Annotated in this window: 14 protein-coding genes; 5 read left to right on the top strand and 9 right to left on the bottom strand. The window is 65.2% G+C overall.

Annotated features, from left to right (window positions below):
* From WAN02_RS31865 to WAN02_RS31830, 8 genes are all read right to left on the bottom strand, one after another.
* The coding region (locus tag WAN02_RS31865) for a thiamine pyrophosphate-dependent enzyme (RefSeq protein WP_422269349.1) at nucleotides 1-508 on the bottom strand (508 nt) is incomplete at its 3' end.
* A gap of 33 nt (nucleotides 509-541) precedes the next feature.
* Nucleotides 542-1,354 carry an SDR family NAD(P)-dependent oxidoreductase gene (locus tag WAN02_RS31860; RefSeq protein ID WP_422269348.1) on the bottom strand — a complete coding sequence of 271 codons (813 nt, stop codon included), beginning with the start codon at nucleotides 1,352-1,354 and terminating at the stop codon, nucleotides 542-544.
* A gap of 210 nt (nucleotides 1,355-1,564) precedes the next feature.
* Entirely contained in the window at nucleotides 1,565-2,188 is a 624-nt protein-coding gene (locus tag WAN02_RS31855; protein WP_422269347.1) for a TetR/AcrR family transcriptional regulator, read from the bottom strand.
* Nucleotides 2,185-2,853 carry a TetR/AcrR family transcriptional regulator gene (locus tag WAN02_RS31850; protein ID WP_422269346.1) on the bottom strand — a complete coding sequence of 223 codons (669 nt, stop codon included), beginning with the start codon at nucleotides 2,851-2,853 and terminating at the stop codon, nucleotides 2,185-2,187. The genes WAN02_RS31855 and WAN02_RS31850 overlap by 4 nt, the downstream gene beginning before the upstream one ends.
* Nucleotides 2,854-2,934: 81 nt before the next feature.
* Nucleotides 2,935-5,715, bottom strand: a complete 2,781-nt coding sequence (locus tag WAN02_RS31845) for a PEP/pyruvate-binding domain-containing protein (RefSeq protein ID WP_422269345.1) — start codon at nucleotides 5,713-5,715, stop codon at nucleotides 2,935-2,937.
* Nucleotides 5,716-5,724: 9 nt separating this feature from the next.
* On the bottom strand, nucleotides 5,725-7,416 hold the full coding sequence (locus WAN02_RS31840; protein ID WP_422269344.1) for a phytoene desaturase family protein: 1,692 nt from the start codon (nucleotides 7,414-7,416) through the stop codon (nucleotides 5,725-5,727).
* A gap of 318 nt (nucleotides 7,417-7,734) precedes the next feature.
* Complete coding sequence (locus WAN02_RS31835) at nucleotides 7,735-8,703, bottom strand: alpha/beta fold hydrolase (RefSeq protein ID WP_422269343.1); 969 nt, start codon at nucleotides 8,701-8,703, stop codon at nucleotides 7,735-7,737.
* 59 nt (nucleotides 8,704-8,762) lie between these two features.
* The gene (locus WAN02_RS31830; protein ID WP_422269342.1) at nucleotides 8,763-9,212 is read right to left on the bottom strand and encodes a MaoC/PaaZ C-terminal domain-containing protein; all 450 of its coding nucleotides are present in this window, start codon (nucleotides 9,210-9,212) and stop codon (nucleotides 8,763-8,765) included.
* Nucleotides 9,213-9,344: 132 nt separating this feature from the next.
* Here WAN02_RS31830 and WAN02_RS31825 point away from each other — a divergent pair, with 132 nt between their 5' ends.
* Both WAN02_RS31825 and WAN02_RS31820 read left to right on the top strand, forming a co-directional pair.
* Nucleotides 9,345-10,916 carry an aldehyde dehydrogenase family protein gene (locus WAN02_RS31825; RefSeq protein ID WP_422269341.1) on the top strand — a complete coding sequence of 524 codons (1,572 nt, stop codon included), beginning with the start codon at nucleotides 9,345-9,347 and terminating at the stop codon, nucleotides 10,914-10,916.
* A 15-nt stretch (nucleotides 10,917-10,931) separates the two neighbouring features.
* The gene (locus tag WAN02_RS31820) at nucleotides 10,932-11,114 is read left to right on the top strand and encodes a ferredoxin (protein WP_422269340.1); all 183 of its coding nucleotides are present in this window, start codon (nucleotides 10,932-10,934) and stop codon (nucleotides 11,112-11,114) included.
* A gap of 17 nt (nucleotides 11,115-11,131) precedes the next feature.
* Here WAN02_RS31820 and WAN02_RS31815 read toward each other — a convergent pair whose 3' ends face one another.
* Nucleotides 11,132-12,301, bottom strand: a complete 1,170-nt coding sequence (locus WAN02_RS31815; protein WP_422269339.1) for a CaiB/BaiF CoA transferase family protein — start codon at nucleotides 12,299-12,301, stop codon at nucleotides 11,132-11,134.
* A 148-nt stretch (nucleotides 12,302-12,449) separates the two neighbouring features.
* On the opposite strand from WAN02_RS31815, the gene WAN02_RS31810 reads away from it, so the two are divergent.
* The 3 genes from WAN02_RS31810 (at nucleotide 12,450) to WAN02_RS31800 (ending at nucleotide 15,746) form a co-directional block, all read left to right on the top strand.
* Nucleotides 12,450-13,550, top strand: coding sequence for a homogentisate 1,2-dioxygenase (locus WAN02_RS31810; protein ID WP_422269338.1), 1,101 nt, complete (start codon nucleotides 12,450-12,452; stop codon nucleotides 13,548-13,550).
* A 130-nt stretch (nucleotides 13,551-13,680) separates the two neighbouring features.
* Nucleotides 13,681-14,874, top strand: a complete 1,194-nt coding sequence (locus WAN02_RS31805) for a cytochrome P450 (RefSeq protein WP_422269337.1) — start codon at nucleotides 13,681-13,683, stop codon at nucleotides 14,872-14,874.
* 38 nt (nucleotides 14,875-14,912) lie between these two features.
* On the top strand, nucleotides 14,913-15,746 hold the full coding sequence (locus WAN02_RS31800) for a mycofactocin-coupled SDR family oxidoreductase (protein ID WP_422269336.1): 834 nt from the start codon (nucleotides 14,913-14,915) through the stop codon (nucleotides 15,744-15,746).
* The last annotated feature ends 46 nt before the right edge of the window (nucleotides 15,747-15,792 follow it).

Genomic DNA, 15,792 nt, shown 5'->3' with positions numbered 1-15,792 from the left:
GCAGAGACCACACAGCGGCGAGATTGAGTGCCTCGTGAAAGGCGCCGATGTTCGTCGCTCCGTCACCGAAGTAACACACGGTGACTCGGTTCAGGCTCTTGAGCTGGCAGGCCAGCGCGATCCCGTTGGCAATTGGCAGGCCGCCGCCGACTATGCCCGTAGTCACCATCAGGCCCGAATCCGGGTCTGACAGATGCATCGGCCCTCCCTTACCTTTCGATGTTCCGGTGGCCTTGCCCAACATTTCGGCCAGGATCTCGTCAAGTGACGCGCCGGCGGCGATGCTGTCGTGAATTCCGCGGTATGTGGTCACCGTGTAGTCGTCGGCCTCAAGTGCCGCAGCGACCGCTGACGGCACAGCCTCCTGCCCACGCGGCGAGTAGTAGATAATCGTGATCTTTCCGCTCATCAGCAGGCTGCGAACCTGCGCGTCGGTCTGATGAATCTTGGACATGGTTTCGTAGATCCGCATGCGGGTCTGATTCTCGATCTTTGCGTTTGATGTCAACTTGGCTCCTCAAAGCGAATTAGGACCACCGCGTCATGCGGAGAGTTGGCCCGCATCAACAGCCACGGTCTGCCCGGTGATCAAGACCGCCAGGTCGCTCGCCAAAAATGCGACCACCCTGGCAATGTCGTCCGGAACGCCGGTGCGCCCCAGCGGAAGCTGAGCGGAGATAGCAGCGATGAGGTCGCCAACACCGGCCGCTTCGAAAGTGGGCATGTTCGCCTGCACACCAGGTGTGTCAACAACGGTGGGAGCCACCGCAACCGCGCGGATGCCGAACTGGCCCAGCTCGACCGCCAGGGCCTGAGTGAACGCGACGATCGCGCCCTTGCTCGAGGTATAGGCGCTCAGACCGGCGGCTCCGGCACGGAATGCCTGGGTCGAGGCGAGGTTAATGATCACCCCGCCATTGCCGGCGGCGGCCATCACCTTCCCGGCCTCCCGGGAACACCGAAAAGCCCCGCCGATGTTCGTGCTCTGCACGCGGTCCCATTGCTCATCTGTGGTCTCGAAGAGGGGAGTGATTGGGAAGATTCCGGCGTTATTGACCAGGATTTCCAATCCCCCGAACTCCTGCACGACCCTCCCCACAGCGGCGGTCACTGAGAGCGAATCAGTCACGTCCAACTCGGCGGCACGTACCACTCCGGCCGACTTTAAGCTAGCGGCTGCACTCTCTGCTTCTCTCTTGTCGATATCCGCGATCATCACCTGGGCCCCGGCTTCAGCCAGCCGGGCAGCCACGGCGCGACCGATTCCTCGCGCACCACCGGTGACCAGTGCTCTCCTGCCAGTCAATGCGAAAAGTTCGGTCAATGAGCGATCAGATACGTCCGGAGCCGCCACTGGTCTCTCCTAAGGTGGAATCAGCACGCCATGCCAGCCCGTAAGCAAGCAGTCACACTCTAGTGGATGGGCGCGCGCGAGTCTATGTTCACGAGACCACGTCGTTGACGTGACGGCGTTGAAAAGTGGGGCAGTCCGGCCAGCAGTTCACGCGCGGGCGGGTGCAGGCGGCTCGTGCCATCGCGGTGCGGTGCAGGGCGAATCCCTAGGTCAGGGGGTCGAGGGCAGGCTGATTCCGTAGACCAATGACAAGTACCCTGCGACAAGGGTGTCAGCGACAGCCGATGGGTCGGCGAACCCTTGGGCGCCAACCATTGTGGCGTAGATCGAGCGTTCGGCCGACCACAGCACCATCGTGGCCGCCGTGCGGCTGTCCGTCGGAGTCACGACATGCCCGGCGCTGCGGTCTTCGTCGATCGTGGTGGCCAGGCGCGCCGACAGCTCACCCAGGAAGGCGACGTAGACCGTCTTCAGCTCGGGGATTCGCGGCCATTCGGTGATCAGGCTGTGCGTCAGCCCGCGGTGCCGCGCTCCTCGCATGATCCAGCCGTCGACCGCGGCCCGGAGTTGAATCGAACTCCTGACCTCGGGGTCCTCGATTACCCGGGTGACCTCGGCACCGATTTCGTCGAGCGCGTGTTGTGCCAGCGCGATGAACGCCTCGTCGCGGCTGCCGAAGTGCTGGTAGTAGGTGGTACGGGACGAGAGCCCCGCCTCGGTGAGGATTTCGGACACGCCGATGTCGTCGAGCACGTGATGCTGGAGTAGGCGATCCAGGGCGTCCAGTATCGATTGCCGCGTCTCGGGATTGCCGGTCTTCACTGTCGGTGTCATGCACGCGCTCTTGGTCCGTGGTCGGGCCCATAGATTGACGCGAACCACAGCTCGAGCAGCGCGTCGCCGGCTGCTGCGACGCCGTCGACCGCCGGGTCCAGGCCGCGCAGGCCGAGGTAGAGCACTCGCTCAGAACCCCATACCAGCGCGCCGGCGATAGCCAGCGCTGGCGGGCCGGGCTGCGCGGTGCCGTCGGTGCGCTCACGCTCGATCTCGTGGGCGACCGCTTCGGTGAAGCGATCCAGGAATGCCACCCAGAGCTTCCGAAGCTGCGGCGCGGCGTTCATGTTCTCGATCGCCGCCGCCAGGATGTGCCCCTGCTTCGTCCACAGGTCGACACCGGTCAGCAGGCTGCGCCGCAGGACCTCGGGCGAGGAGTGTTCGAACCCACCGGTCCACGGCTCGATCGAGGCGAAGATCTGATCGAATACCTGGGCGAGCAAGGACGCGACCACGTCGTGCTTGGAGGCGAAATAATAATAGAACGCCGCCCGCGACACCGCGGCTTCACGCAGAATCTGCGCCACGCTGATCTCGTGCAGTGACTCGGTTTGCAGGAGTCGCTCGGTGGCCTCGAAGATCGCCAGTTCCGGGCCGCTGCGGCCGGTGTGGCTGCGAAAGCGCCGACCGGCCTCGCCACCCACTTCCAGGACGCTACCCGACATCGCAGGCACGATCCGCGACGTCCTGGAACGCCACGGCATCGCCGACCGGACCCGGTACAGGCGAGTTCTCGCCAGCCCGTCTCACCCCACGCCTCCGCCGGAGGGACCACCCGCGGCGACCAGCTCGCTCGTTGGGTGCGGCTCGGGCGACGTCGGGTCACTGTCGTCTATCGTCACCCGGCCGGTGTCGCCATGCACGGTGATCGTCGCCCCGTCCGGGATGAGCTCCATCGCGCCGGCGATCTGGACGGACGGCAGGCCGTACTCGCGCGACAGACACGACGCGTGCGAGAGCATGCCGCCGGTCTCGGTGACCACGCCCTGGACCACGACGAAGACCGGCGTCCAACCCGGATCCGTGCTGTTGCAGACCAGGATCTCCCCGGAACGGACCTTACCGATCTCCTTCTGGGTGCGCACAATTCGCGCGGTGCCCGTCACCGTGCCACGGCTGGTCGGAATGCCCTGCAAGGGGCCTTCCCCGGCTGCGACATCCGCGGCCCCGAGATCCGCGGGCCGGCCATGCCGCATGAACATCGGGAGGCCCGCCACCTTGTTCTCGTTGCGTTCCCAGTCGCGGCGGCGGGCGGTGATCTTGGCGTTCATCAACTCGCGGCTGCCGTGCCCGTCGAGCGCCTCGTACAACTCGTCCTTGGTGAGGAAGAAATGGTCGTCCTCCCCGTCGAGCCTGCCGCGCTCCCGGCCGCGCCGAGCAAGCTCCTGCAGCACCATCTTCAGCGACAACGTCAACCGGTCGAGGGACCAGCGCTGATCGTCGCGGAGAACGATGAAGTCGTGGATGTAGTTGATCAGCTTCTTGAAGGCCGCCGCCTTCCACGTGCCCATCGGCTGGTCACGGACCGCCGCGACGATCTTGGCCACGGCCGCGTCGCGGCGCGCGTTGACGTCGTGCTCGCGGCTTTCCGGGTCGACTGGGTCGGCCACGCTGAGCAGGGTCTGAAAGTTGCGGTAGTCGATCCACGGATCCTCGACACGGCGGGGGAAGATCAGGTCGCGGTCGGCGTGTCCGCGGAAGCCGGCCTGCTCACAGAATTCCGCGTAGGCCGCGAGGAACCCGCGCCCCTCCTCGGACTCTTGGAGAGCCGTGAAGAATGCCGGCCCCTCGTGCTCGGTGAAGGTGCGCACGAGAGCCGCGGATCCGCGGATCCGTTCAGACAGCCGCCACAGCGCAGCATTCTCGATCAGCGTGCGCGACGGCCGCGTAGTGCCGGCGAGCAGGTCGTGAAGGATAAGCGGATCGTCGGGGTACCACGCACTTACGATGATCGGCAACAGGCACAGCGCGTCGCGAGCGTGCTGCAGGAACAGGAACCACACGTCCTCGCAGTACTTGGCCTCAATCTCATTGAACCGGCGCACATAGCGCTTGAGTTCGCTATCTGAGAGCCGCTCCAGGGGTGGCAGGTTCGAGGGATGCCACGCGGTGTCCTCGATGTAGGCGCGGCATGCCTCCGCGCAATTGTGGGGTGCGTGCCTGCCGCCGAGGAATGCCGCCCGCGCCTGCATCCGCAGCCATCGGGCGATGTCGAGTTTCGTGCTGAGCACCTCTTCCTGCCACGCCGGCGGGATGAAGCTCAGGTCTGGCAGCAGCGGGCGGAAGGCCTTGGGAGTCGTGGCCGTCACGACCTCCCGGTCGAGGTCGCAGTTGTAGTAGATCTCGGCCTTGTAGTAGCGCAGGTAGGGCATTGCAGCAGCCTTTTCCAGGCCACGCCGTTCGTTCGTCCAGGTTTCTCCGCGTGTCATCGAGTACGCGCGTAGCGAGTAGAACAAAGGTGTCTTCGCGCCGGTCCAGTTCGAGTCCGACCAGGCACGGGTCCATGTCGTGTCAGGGTCGAACTCGTGGGTTTGCCACGCATCGACATCGGAGTCCCAGGAGAATTCGACGCCGGTGATCGGGCGCGACTGCAGAAGGTAGAACGTCCCTGCCTCGTAACCCCACTCGATGTCCTGGGGGATGCCGTTGTAGTACTCCAGCACCCGCCGGCCGAGCCCGGCGAGCTCGGCGACCCGGTCGTCGTCCAGACAGGCGCGGCGTTGCTCGGCCTCGGGGACCTGTTGCTCCAGGACGCCGCTGCCGACGTGGGTGTCGCGGACGAACCGCAACGCCTTCGAACCGATCTGCCGGTCGCGCAGCGTCAGATCCGCCGCGTTGACGGTGTACTCATCGGGGTTGACGACACCGCTGACAACCGCTTCGCCGAGGCCCCAGCTGGCGTTGATGACGAACTCATCGGTCGCTGTGGTCAGTGGGTTGCCGGTGAACAGCACACCCGCGACCTCCGAACGGACCATCGCCTGGATGACGACCGCAATCAGCGCCCCCTCGTGGTCGAATCCCTTGTCCTGCCGGTAGGCGGTCGCGCGGGCAGTCCACATCGACGCCCAGCACCGCTTCAGGGCGAGTAAAAGCTCGTCGTCACCCCGGATGTCGAGGAAGGTGTCGTGCAACCCGGCGAACGACGCATCCGCGAGATCCTCGGCGGTGCCCGACGAGCGGACCGCGACGAAACGATCCCCGTCCTGGTCTGCGAGGCGCGCGTAGGCCGCCAGCAGGTCGGCGCCGATCTGCGCCGGCACGTCGGCTGCCAGGATCTGGGCGCGGATCGCCGCCGTCGCGCGTTCGACATCGTCGGCGTCGGTGAAGTCCACTGTGACCAGTGTGGCGTCGATGTCGGCTTGCAGCCGCTCGACGAAGGCCCGGTAGGCCGCCGTCGAAACGGTGAAGCCCGGTGGGACGGTGAAGCCGGCCGCAGTCATCCGCGCGAGGTTCACGGCCTTCCCGCCGACGAGCTCGCTGGTGGTGGCCTCCTGATCGGCGAACCAGATGATGTTGCTGGGCATGGCTCCTCGCTAGCCGGTGATCACGGAGTCAAGGACGGTCTGACTCGCCGTTGGCCGGCCGTCAGGGGCGGTCGCGGCAAAACGCGTGGGGACCAGCCGGCGGACACCGCTTGCCTTCCTTAGTGCACGCGTCATGGTGCGCGCGGCCAGTTGCCCTGGTAGTCCGCAGATCCCGGCGCTCGGGTGCATCCCCCCGCTGCCGAGGAACAGCCCGTCCACCGGTGACTTGTAGTCCGCCAATCCGAGCGCTGGGCGCATCGGCCCGAACCGCATCAAAGAGGGGTCGACGTGATAGACGTTGCCGTCGCTGACGTTGAACCGGTCGGCCACGTCACCTGGTGTGAGGACGGTGCGATCGATCACGAGGTCCTCGATTCCCTCGTAGTAGTCGGCGCAGTCGGCGAGGATCTTGTCGGCAAGGCTCTCGCGGACGTCGTCCCAGGGTTCGCGAGAGTTGTTGGGCACCACGCCACTCCAGATCCACAGGGTGTCCTGACCGTCGGGCGCCTGGGTCGGGTCCAAGGCGGTCGGGATGACCGCCAGGAACGGTTGCCGCTTCGGCCAGTCACCACGCACAATGGCGTCCCATCCTTCGACGTGCTCCTCGAACGTGTGCCAGCAGGTCACGGGGTTGCGGAGGTCAAGGCCGTCGGACCGCAGCGCGGCGTGGCGGGGGAGATGAAGCTGCCCGCGCAGCGCCACGTTGACCTTCATATGGCCGGCGCCGGTGGTGTTGGTGGGGATGTGGGCCGCCGCCGCCGCAAGTTTGTCCGGCAGGGCGCCCTTCGGCAGCAGGCCGGCGAGTGCGGTCTTGGGGTCGCAGGCGGCCAGCACGGCGTTCGCGCGTATCTCTTCGCCACTCTTGAGCACGACGCCCTCCGCGCGGCCATTGCGGACGAGGATCTGCTTCACCGGCGCCGAGGTCCGCACCGTTCCGCCGTGCTCACGCAGGCACGCTTCCAGCGCGCGAGGGAGCGCCCCTGTTCCGCCGACGAAACGCGAGGAGCTGGTGCGGTGCACGATCGCGACGTAGATCATCGCCCAAGCGGTGGTGTCGCGGCGCATCCAGTCGAAGGTCGGCATCTGCGCGAGCGCGCCGCGGACCAGAGAAGACTCGAACGACTCGTCGATGATCTGGGCGTGCGACACGGAGAAGTAGCGGCTCAGCGCGATCATCTGCCTGGGATGGCGCGCCATCCGCGCGGCGCCCTTGAGCATTTCGCCTATACGCGGCCGCAGCGGGTGCGAGCGCATGTAGGCGAGCATCACATCCATGCAGAGGTCAAGCGTTTCGGCCATCTCGAGCCAGGCCTTGGCGTCCTTTTTCGAGAACCGCCGCAGCTCGTCGGCCGTCCGATTGGCGTCGCGCCAGATCGCGAGTGACTCGCCGTCCGGCCCCAGATGCAGGTGCTGCGGATCGGCGACGACCTGGCGCAGCCCGTATTTCGAGAGCTGCAGATCGGCTTCGATAGTGGTGGCCCGGTAGAGCGAGGCCTGGACGGCGCCCTCGTTCACCAGGTGGTGAGGCGCTCCAGGCATCGTGGCGTAGGTCGATGTCATCCCGCCGATCGTGGGCGAGGCCTCGACGACAAGCACGTTGTGCCCCGCTTTGGCCAAATAACAGGCGGCGGTCAGCCCGTTGTGACCCGCACCCACCACGACAACGTCGGCGGTGTTGGCGCCCGGATCGTTGTTTCCCATTACTGCACTCCTCTGATTCAGGCGCTGGGCTTGTGTGCAGGCTATTCATACACTGTGCACACCTACTGTGCGCAGTATTCGTACACCGTGTACACCTGGTGTGTCAAGGAGCGCATTCGACGACGGTTTGGGGTGTTAGCCATCGCCGGGTTGAGGTCGACGCCGACGGTTGGTGGCCATGCAAGGCCTGGTCGACATCGGCGGTCCGGCCAAGACTTCGCCAAGCGCTAGCCGGCGGCCGATGACAAGGGGAGAAGGTCGGTTGCGGGAAATCCGAGTAGCCCGCGCGCAAGACCGAATGAGGTGGCGCTCGAGACGTTATGCACCTGGGACGGGCAGTCCGTTCTCGGTACGACGTCGCACCCTGCTGTAGTCGCCGTTTCGTGCAGCCATGAACTTTGACGCCAAATCGTTGAATTGGTCTGGGAATTCGATCATCGGGGTGTGTCCCGCGCTGGCGAAAACAACGAGTTCGGAGTCAGGCAACCTGTCGTGCAGCTGCCGGGCACACCAAGCGGGCGCGATAACGTCCCGCTCGCCCCACACCAGCAAGACCGGGCAGGTGATCGCCTCGGGCACCGTAGCGCGCACGGCGCGACCTGCCGCGGCGACCGCGTCGACAAAGCCCCCGCCGCCGAGCAATGGCATGGTTTTGGCCGCCAGCTCCGGCGACATGGCACGGGGATCGCGGAACGCTGCCCGAAGGGCGAGCCGCCGAACCCACTGCTTGGTCGCCAGAGCCTGGCGAACGAAGCGTCTGCGCAAGACCGCGGAGCAGACCCGCAGCACCACGAGTACTACACGAAGGCGTCGTTCCGACATGGGCACACCGCCTGAGTCGACCAGAATCAGGTTCCGCACGCGCCGCGGGTCGGCGACAAACATTTCCATGGCGACCAGCCCGCCCATGGAATGCCCTGCCACCGTTGCTGATTCGATGCCGAGCGCAGTCAGCAGATCGAGCACCGTGCGCGCATGAGTGGCCATCTCTGCTGGTGCGGGCAACGGCTCGGATTGGCCGAAGCCAGGCAAATCGACGGCAATGACCCGATGATGCTCAGCCAGTGTCGGAATGTTCTCGAGCCACCATTGCCAGCTGGCAGCCATGCCATGCAACAGAACTAGAGCGGGACCCGAGCCGTAGTCGAGGTAGCGCAGCCGCAGGTCATTGATCAGCCGGTTCGCGATCGACGGATCCCAGTCGATGTCAGTCCAGTGCGGAACGCCTGGCTCGCGGCTGGGCAGTGGCGACATCACCACCGCGGCCTTCGCCGGCGACGAGCACATAACCTCATGGCGGTAGGTTAACGCACGGCGGCTCGCGGAGGCAGGTGATGAAGCGTCGGTCAGTCGGCGACGGGGTGCCGGCGGCGAACGACCTGGATGCCCACCATCGTCATCACCAGGTCGCCGTTTTGATCCACCATCTCGTAGATACAGTGCACATCGGCCTTTCGCGAACCCATCCTGACCTCGACGACCTGCAGGTATCCGGTGAGCACCGAGCCGGGACGGACGGGATTCGGCAGTCGCATGCGGTCGAACCCCTTGCCCGCCACCAGCGCGAGCCGGGCCATGAACTTCGGTGACGACATGCTCGCGAACAACGCCAGTGTGTGCATGCCACTGGCGATCACGTCGCCAAACGGTGATTCGGTTCCGTCGACGTGGATGGGCAGCGGGTCGAATTGCCTTGCAAAGCCGACGATTTCGTCTCGGGTCACTTCGACGGGGCCCAAGTCCATCCAGTCTCCGATGGCCAGGTCTTCTGCATACAGAATTTGATCGGAGCTCACGGATGCAAGATCGCGACCGTCATGTCGCGGCAGGCTCATACGATCAGGGTAAAGGGCGGGCCCAGACACATGGATCGCGGGTACCAAACACTGTTAGGCTATCGACACCGTAGGCCTCCGAAAGGACCGTCGATGACGACGCAGACCGATGTGGGTGTTAGCGCTCCATCCCACGGGTCCGGGTTCCTCACCGTTCGCTGCCCCGCGGACGGACGGGTGGTCGGCCGCGTGCCCGACATGACGCCGGGACACGTGCACGAAGTCGCTCGGCAGCTACGGGCCGCGCAGCCGGCGTGGGAAGACCTCGGCCCGGACGGCAGAGCCAAGCACGTCCTGCGCCTGCTCGATTGGGTGCTTGACAACGAGCAGCGGTTGATCGGGCTGATGCAGGAGGAGACCGGCAAATCGTGGGGTGACGCCCAGATCGAGACCGCCGTGTTCGTCGACATGGTGAACTACTTCACCAAGCACGCCGCGGAATTTCTCGCCGATCGCACCGTAAAGCGCTCGGGCACGATGGCGCTGACCAAGAACCTGCGCGTCTTCCACCGGCCGCACCAGCTCGTGGGCATCATCACCCCGTGGAACGGCCCGCTGGCCACCTCGACCATCGATGGCATTCCAGCGCTGATGGCCGGGGCGGCGGTCATCTTCAAGCCGTCGGAGGTCACGCCTCTGACCTGGGCCGAGGTGACCCGCGGCTGGCTGGAGGAGGTCAAAGGGCCACCGGTGATGGCGTGCGTCACCGGCGGTGGCGCCATCGGGGCCGCGGTGGTCGACGAGGTGGACATGATTCAGTTCACCGGGTCCACGGCCACCGGCCGAAAGATCGCCGCACGCGCGGGAGAGCGGCTCATACCGTGTGGCCTGGAGCTCGGCGGTAAGGACGCCATGATCGTGCTCGACGACGCCGATATCGACCGCGCGACCAGCGGCGCGGTGTGGGGCGGTTTGTGGAACTCCGGACAGATCTGCGTGTCGGTAGAGCGAATCTATGTGCAGGACAAGGTCTACGACGAGTTCGTGGCCAAGCTGGCCGACAAAGTCGCGCCGCTGCGCCAAGGGATGGACCGCGACGGCAGCTTCGCAACCGAGATCGGGGCGATGGCCACCGAGAACCAGCTCAGCATTGTCGAGCGTCACGTCAACGATGCGCTGCAGGCCGGCGCCCGGGCCCTGACCGGTGGTAAGCGCGCCGACGTCGGGATGTTCTTCCAGCCAACGGTGCTGACCGGCGTCGACCACTCGATGGTCTGCATGCGTGAGGAAACATTCGGCCCGACGCTGCCGGTGATGCGAGTCCGTGACGAGGACGAGGCCATCCGGCTGGCCAACGACTCGCCCTACGGGTTGGCCGCCAGCGTGTTCAGCGGGAACAAGGAGCGGGCGGATCGGGTTGCCCGTCGGCTGGAAGCCGGCGCGGTCAACATCAACAGCGTGCTGACCGCCACCATGCTGCTTACCCTGCCGATGGGTGGCTGGAAGTCCTCGGGCATCGGTGGCCGTAACGGCGGGGCCGCCGGACTTCTCAAGTTCTGCCGGCAGCAGGCCATCGTGACCGAACGGTTCAAGCTGCGGTCAGAACCGCACTGGTATCCGTACGTGCCGTGGATGAGCCGACTACAGGCACGGCTGGTGCGGCTCACCGGCGCGCACGACTGGCGGCGCCGGCTGGACCGCAAAGGCAAGAATTGCGGGGGGTGAAAGACGTTGCCTCGTGTGGCCATCGACTCAGGTAAGTGCCAGGGGCACGGCCGGTGCGTGCTCATCGCGCCGACTTACTTCGACATGGACGACGCCGGTTTCGGAGTGGTGCTGCGTGATGGTGTCGATGACGCGGATAGGGCCGATATCGACGAGGCGGTGCTGAGCTGCCCGGAGCACGCCATCGTCGTCGAGTGAAGGCGACGGTCGCGGTGTCACTCGGCCGACGCGACTGTCGCGTCGGCGATCAAGGATCTGACTTCGTCGTCGGCGAAACCCCACTCGCGCAGCACAACCCGGGTATCGGCACCGATCGCGCTCGGCGCCGGGCCGATCCGGCCCGGGGTGCGGGATAGCCGCGGCGCGGGGCCGGCGGTCACCGAGCCGTCCGGTTCGGTGACGAGCGTGGAGCGTGCCCGCAAATGCGGGTCGTCCGCGAGTTCATCGAGTTCGAGAACCGGTGTTCCGCAACCGTCGACATCGGCGAACGCCGCGGTCCAGTGGGCGCGCGGTTTGGTTGCGAATACGGCCGCGATCCTCTCGCGCAATTCGGGCCAGTGCGCCGGGTTGAGCTGCTCGGAGATGTCGACGTCTTCGATGCCGAGAGCGCCGAGGAAGTCGGCGTAGAACTTCGGTTCGATGGCGCCGACGGCAAAGAACCGACCGTCGGCGCACGCGTAGGGACCGTAGAACGGCGCGTTCCCAGACAGGATGTGCCGGCCGCGGCCGGCCCAGATCCCAGCGTTGAACTCGGCGAGGTTGGTGAGGTTGAGCAGCGCCGAGCCGTCGGCGATCGCCGCGTCGATAACTTGGCCCCGGCCCGTGACGGCGCGTTCGTAGAGCGCCATCACGATGCCCAGCGCCGCGAAGAGCGAGCCACCCGCCAGGTCGCCCAACATTGCCAATGGGGGTACCGGCCGTTCGTCGCCGATCACGCCGAGTGTGCCCGCGATCGCGGCGTAGTTGATGTCGTGCCCGGCCCTGTCGCGGTAAGGCCCGTCTTGCCCCCAGCCTGTCAGCCGCGTGTAGATCAGCCTCGGATTGCGCACGCACAACATGTCCGGGCCCAGCCCACGGCGTTCCATCGTGCCGGGACGATTGCTCTCCAGCAGGACGTCGGCGGCGTCGGCGAGCCGGGCGATAACCTCTGGGCCGCGCGGCGCGCGCATGTCCACTACGGCCGAGCGTTTACCCCGTGACAGGGACCCGGCCGGATCGAAGGGGTGCGGGGCGCCCGGCCGCCCGACCGCCAGCACCTCGGCTCCGAAATCGGCAAGCAGCATCGAACAGAAGGGGCCGGGACCCAATGCGCTCAAGTCCAGCACACGCACCCCGGTCAACGGCGGCAGACCGGTCCGTGGGGTGCCTGCTGGAAGCTCGACCACCCGGTCAAGATACCAAACAAAGTTAGTTTGCGGGCACGCTGCCATCGCCGCATCGGAAGGTATCAGCGCCCCGACGAGGAGTCTCACCGCCCAGAACTTAACCAAATGCCGATCGTCAAATGCTTGACGAATGTCATATGCTGACGCTATGACCATGCGTACCTTGATCCAGTTCAACAAGGGCACGACGAGCAGGCAGGCGCACCGCGATCTGCCCAGCGCTGGTGTCAACGGCGAACTCCTCAAGGACGACGAACTCACCCGGCGGGGCTTCGACGGCCGCGAGGCCGTGTTGTACCGCTCTCATGACCCGACGATTTTCCGTACCGAGGGCCGGTTCAGGTCGACCAGCGTAATGCTTGATGACATCAAGCCAGGGGACCTGACCGATCCGCGCGGAGACGCACAACGGCTCTATTACAACGCTGACGTCACCATCTGGTTGTCGCGGCGTGCCGAACCGATGCCGTTCTACCGCCGCAACGTCGACGGCGACGAATGTTGGTTCGTCCATGACGGATCCGGCACAGTCGAGACGGAATTCGGACCCATCAGCTACGGGCGAGGCGACTACATCGTCATCCCCAAGGCAATCACGCACCGCTTCGTGGTCGGCGGCGGTGAGACCACGCTGTTCGGCATCGAGACGGTTGGTGAACTGCGGGCGCCTACCTATGTGGGACTGGGCCGCCACGCCCCCTTCGACCCCGACGTGATCCGCGTGCCCGAGCCCGCCGCGATGCCCTCTGATCGAGACGAATACGAGATCAGGGTCAAGTACGACAACGAGTACTCATCGATCTACGTGGACCATCACCCCTGCGACGTGCAGGGTTGGAAAGGTGATTACTTTCCTTTTACGTTCAACATCCGCGACTGGAACGTGATCATGTCCGACAGCCTGCACCTGGCGCCGTCGATGCATTGCTTCCTGGTCGCCGAGGGCATCAACATCATCAATCTGCTCCCGCGTCCGTTCGAGTCGATCAAGGGCGTCGAGCGCATCCCGTGGTTCCACCGCAACGCCGACTACGACGAGATCGCGCTGATCCACGGCGGAAAATCGCTGGGTCGCTCGCTGAAAGCCGGCCTGCTCAGCCACGATCCGCAGGGCATCCACCATGGCTTTCCCGATCGCGCTCGCATCAAGTCTCGCCGCGAATGGGCAGAACACCCGCGACTCGAGTGGGAGATCATCATGGTCGAGGCCGCTCGACCGCTCAAGTTGGACCCAGTCGTGCAGGGCTGACGAAGGCGGCGCTAGCCCCCGGGGCAAGGCCCATCTTTCAGTTGAACGTGACGCACCTCATATGGCATGCTGGCCAATTAAATACCGAACGCCGTTTGAATGCGGTTGCTCAAGGTACGGAGCCGTATCGATGACCTCTTCCGCCATTGATCGCCATCTCGCCGCGCTGCTTCCCACGTTCGACCTGTTCGACGCCGAACACGAGAACTGGAAGTACGACGCTTTCGCCTACGCCCGCGCGCACTGCCCGGTGGTGCGCACCGAGGCCGAACTGACCGGTCCGATGTGGATGGTCACCCGCTATGCCGACGTTCGAAGAGTCCTCGAGGATCCGGAAACGTTCTCGTCGCGGAGCGGTTCACCCGCACCCACCCCGGTCGGCCTCGGTCCGCTGGACTCCGATCCGCCGCTGCACACCGGGTTTCGCCAGCTGCTCAACCCGTTTCTGTCGCGCAAATACTCGCTGACGTTCGAAGACGAGATGCGCAGCATCGCGCGCGAACTCATCGATGGATTCGTCGACAACGGGAAGGTTGAACTCCTCGGTGAGTTCGCCGGACCGTTCGTGTCCCGCGTGCTGGCCTCTGTGGTGTTCAAGGAAACCGACATGGCCAAGATGGAGCGGGCCAAAGAGGTCGTCTTCGCCGTCACCGAAGACGGCACCGAAGAAAACTTCATGAAGCTCGGGATGCTGGCCGCCGAATACCTGGCCGCGGCCACCGCGAATCCGCCTGAGGAAGAGGGCATCCTGCGGTCGCTGGTCACCGGCACTGTTGACGGCAAGCCGCTCGATCCGCAGCAGGCGCTCGGCGCCATCTGTGTGCTGTTCCTCGGCGGGCTCGACACCACTCGTTCGGCGATCGGCACCATCGCCATGAACATTGCCTTGCGGCCCGAGCTCGAAGCCCGCGTGCGAGATCCGCGCTGGGTGCGCAACGACATGGACGAGTTCATCCGGCACGTATCCCCGGTAGCCACGTTCGGCCGCACGGTTACCCGCGACACCGAGGTCGGCGGGTGCCCAATGCGCAAGGGCGACCGGGTAATGGTGCGTTTCGACTCGGCTAACCGCGACGAAGAGAAGTTTCCCAACGCCGACCAGCTGCAGTTCGACCCACCACGCGGCGGCAACGCCGGCTTCGGTCTGGGCATCCACCGGTGCGTGGGCATGCACCTAGCCCGCGTGGAGATCACCATCGCGTTCGAAGAGCTGCTGGCCCGGATTACCAATCTGAAATTCGACGTAGATCCGACCGAACTCAAGTGGGCGCCGGGGGTTGCCAATTGCCCCGACCGCGTCCCTCTGACTTTCGAAAAGACCTGAAAACCAACTGCTTTCGTTCCATCTAATAGGAGAAGCGCATGACCGGACGGGTAGCAGGCAAAGTCGCGTTGATCACCGGTGCCGCGCGCGGCCAGGGTCGCAGCCATGCGCTGCGGCTTGCCCAGGAGGGCGCCGACATCATCGCGCTCGACATTTGCCGTCAGATCGAGTCGGTGCCTTATCCGCTATCGACTCCCGAGGATCTCGAAGAAACCGCCCGCCAGGTCAAGGAACTCGGTCAGAACGTCATGACCCGCGAAGTCGACGTCCGCGACGGTGAGGCGCTCATCTCCGCGGTCAACGACGGGGTGGCCCAGCTTGGACGACTCGACATCGTGATAGCCAACGCCGGAATCCTTTCCGTGGGTGCAACCTTCGAGCTCTCCGAGCAAGCCTGGTCACAGATTATCGACATCAATCTGTCCGGAGTGTGGCGCACCACGAAAGCGGCGGTACCGCACCTGATCGCCGGGGGCAATGGCGGATCGATCATACTCACCAGCAGCATCGCGGGGCTCATCGGTCAGCCCGGCATTGGGCACTACGTCGCCGCCAAACATGGGGTAGTCGGGTTGATGAAGACGCTTGCCCTTGAGCTGGCACCGCTGAGCATCCGGGTCAACAGCATCCACCCGACGAATGTCGACACACCGATGATCATGAATGAGGCAACCTATCGCGTGTTCCTGCCGGACGATCCGCATCCGACCAGGGAGATGTTCGCGGTGCCAGCCGGAGAGATGAACGCGCTGCCGGTGCCATGGATCGAACCCGGCGATGTGAGCAATGCGGTGGTGTTTCTGGCCAGCGACGAGGCCCGTTACATCACCGGGATCTCGCTGCCGATCGACGCGGGCGCGACGATCAAGTGACGGTACGCTCAACTCGCGAAGCCCTTGGTGCCCAGCGCATCACACG

Origin of the sequence: Mycobacterium sp. (assembly GCF_049281135.1) — a bacterium.
Lineage (GTDB): Bacteria > Actinomycetota > Actinomycetes > Mycobacteriales > Mycobacteriaceae > Mycobacterium.
Note: the sequence above shows the minus strand (reverse complement) of the source record. Positions and strands in the feature narration are given on the sequence as shown.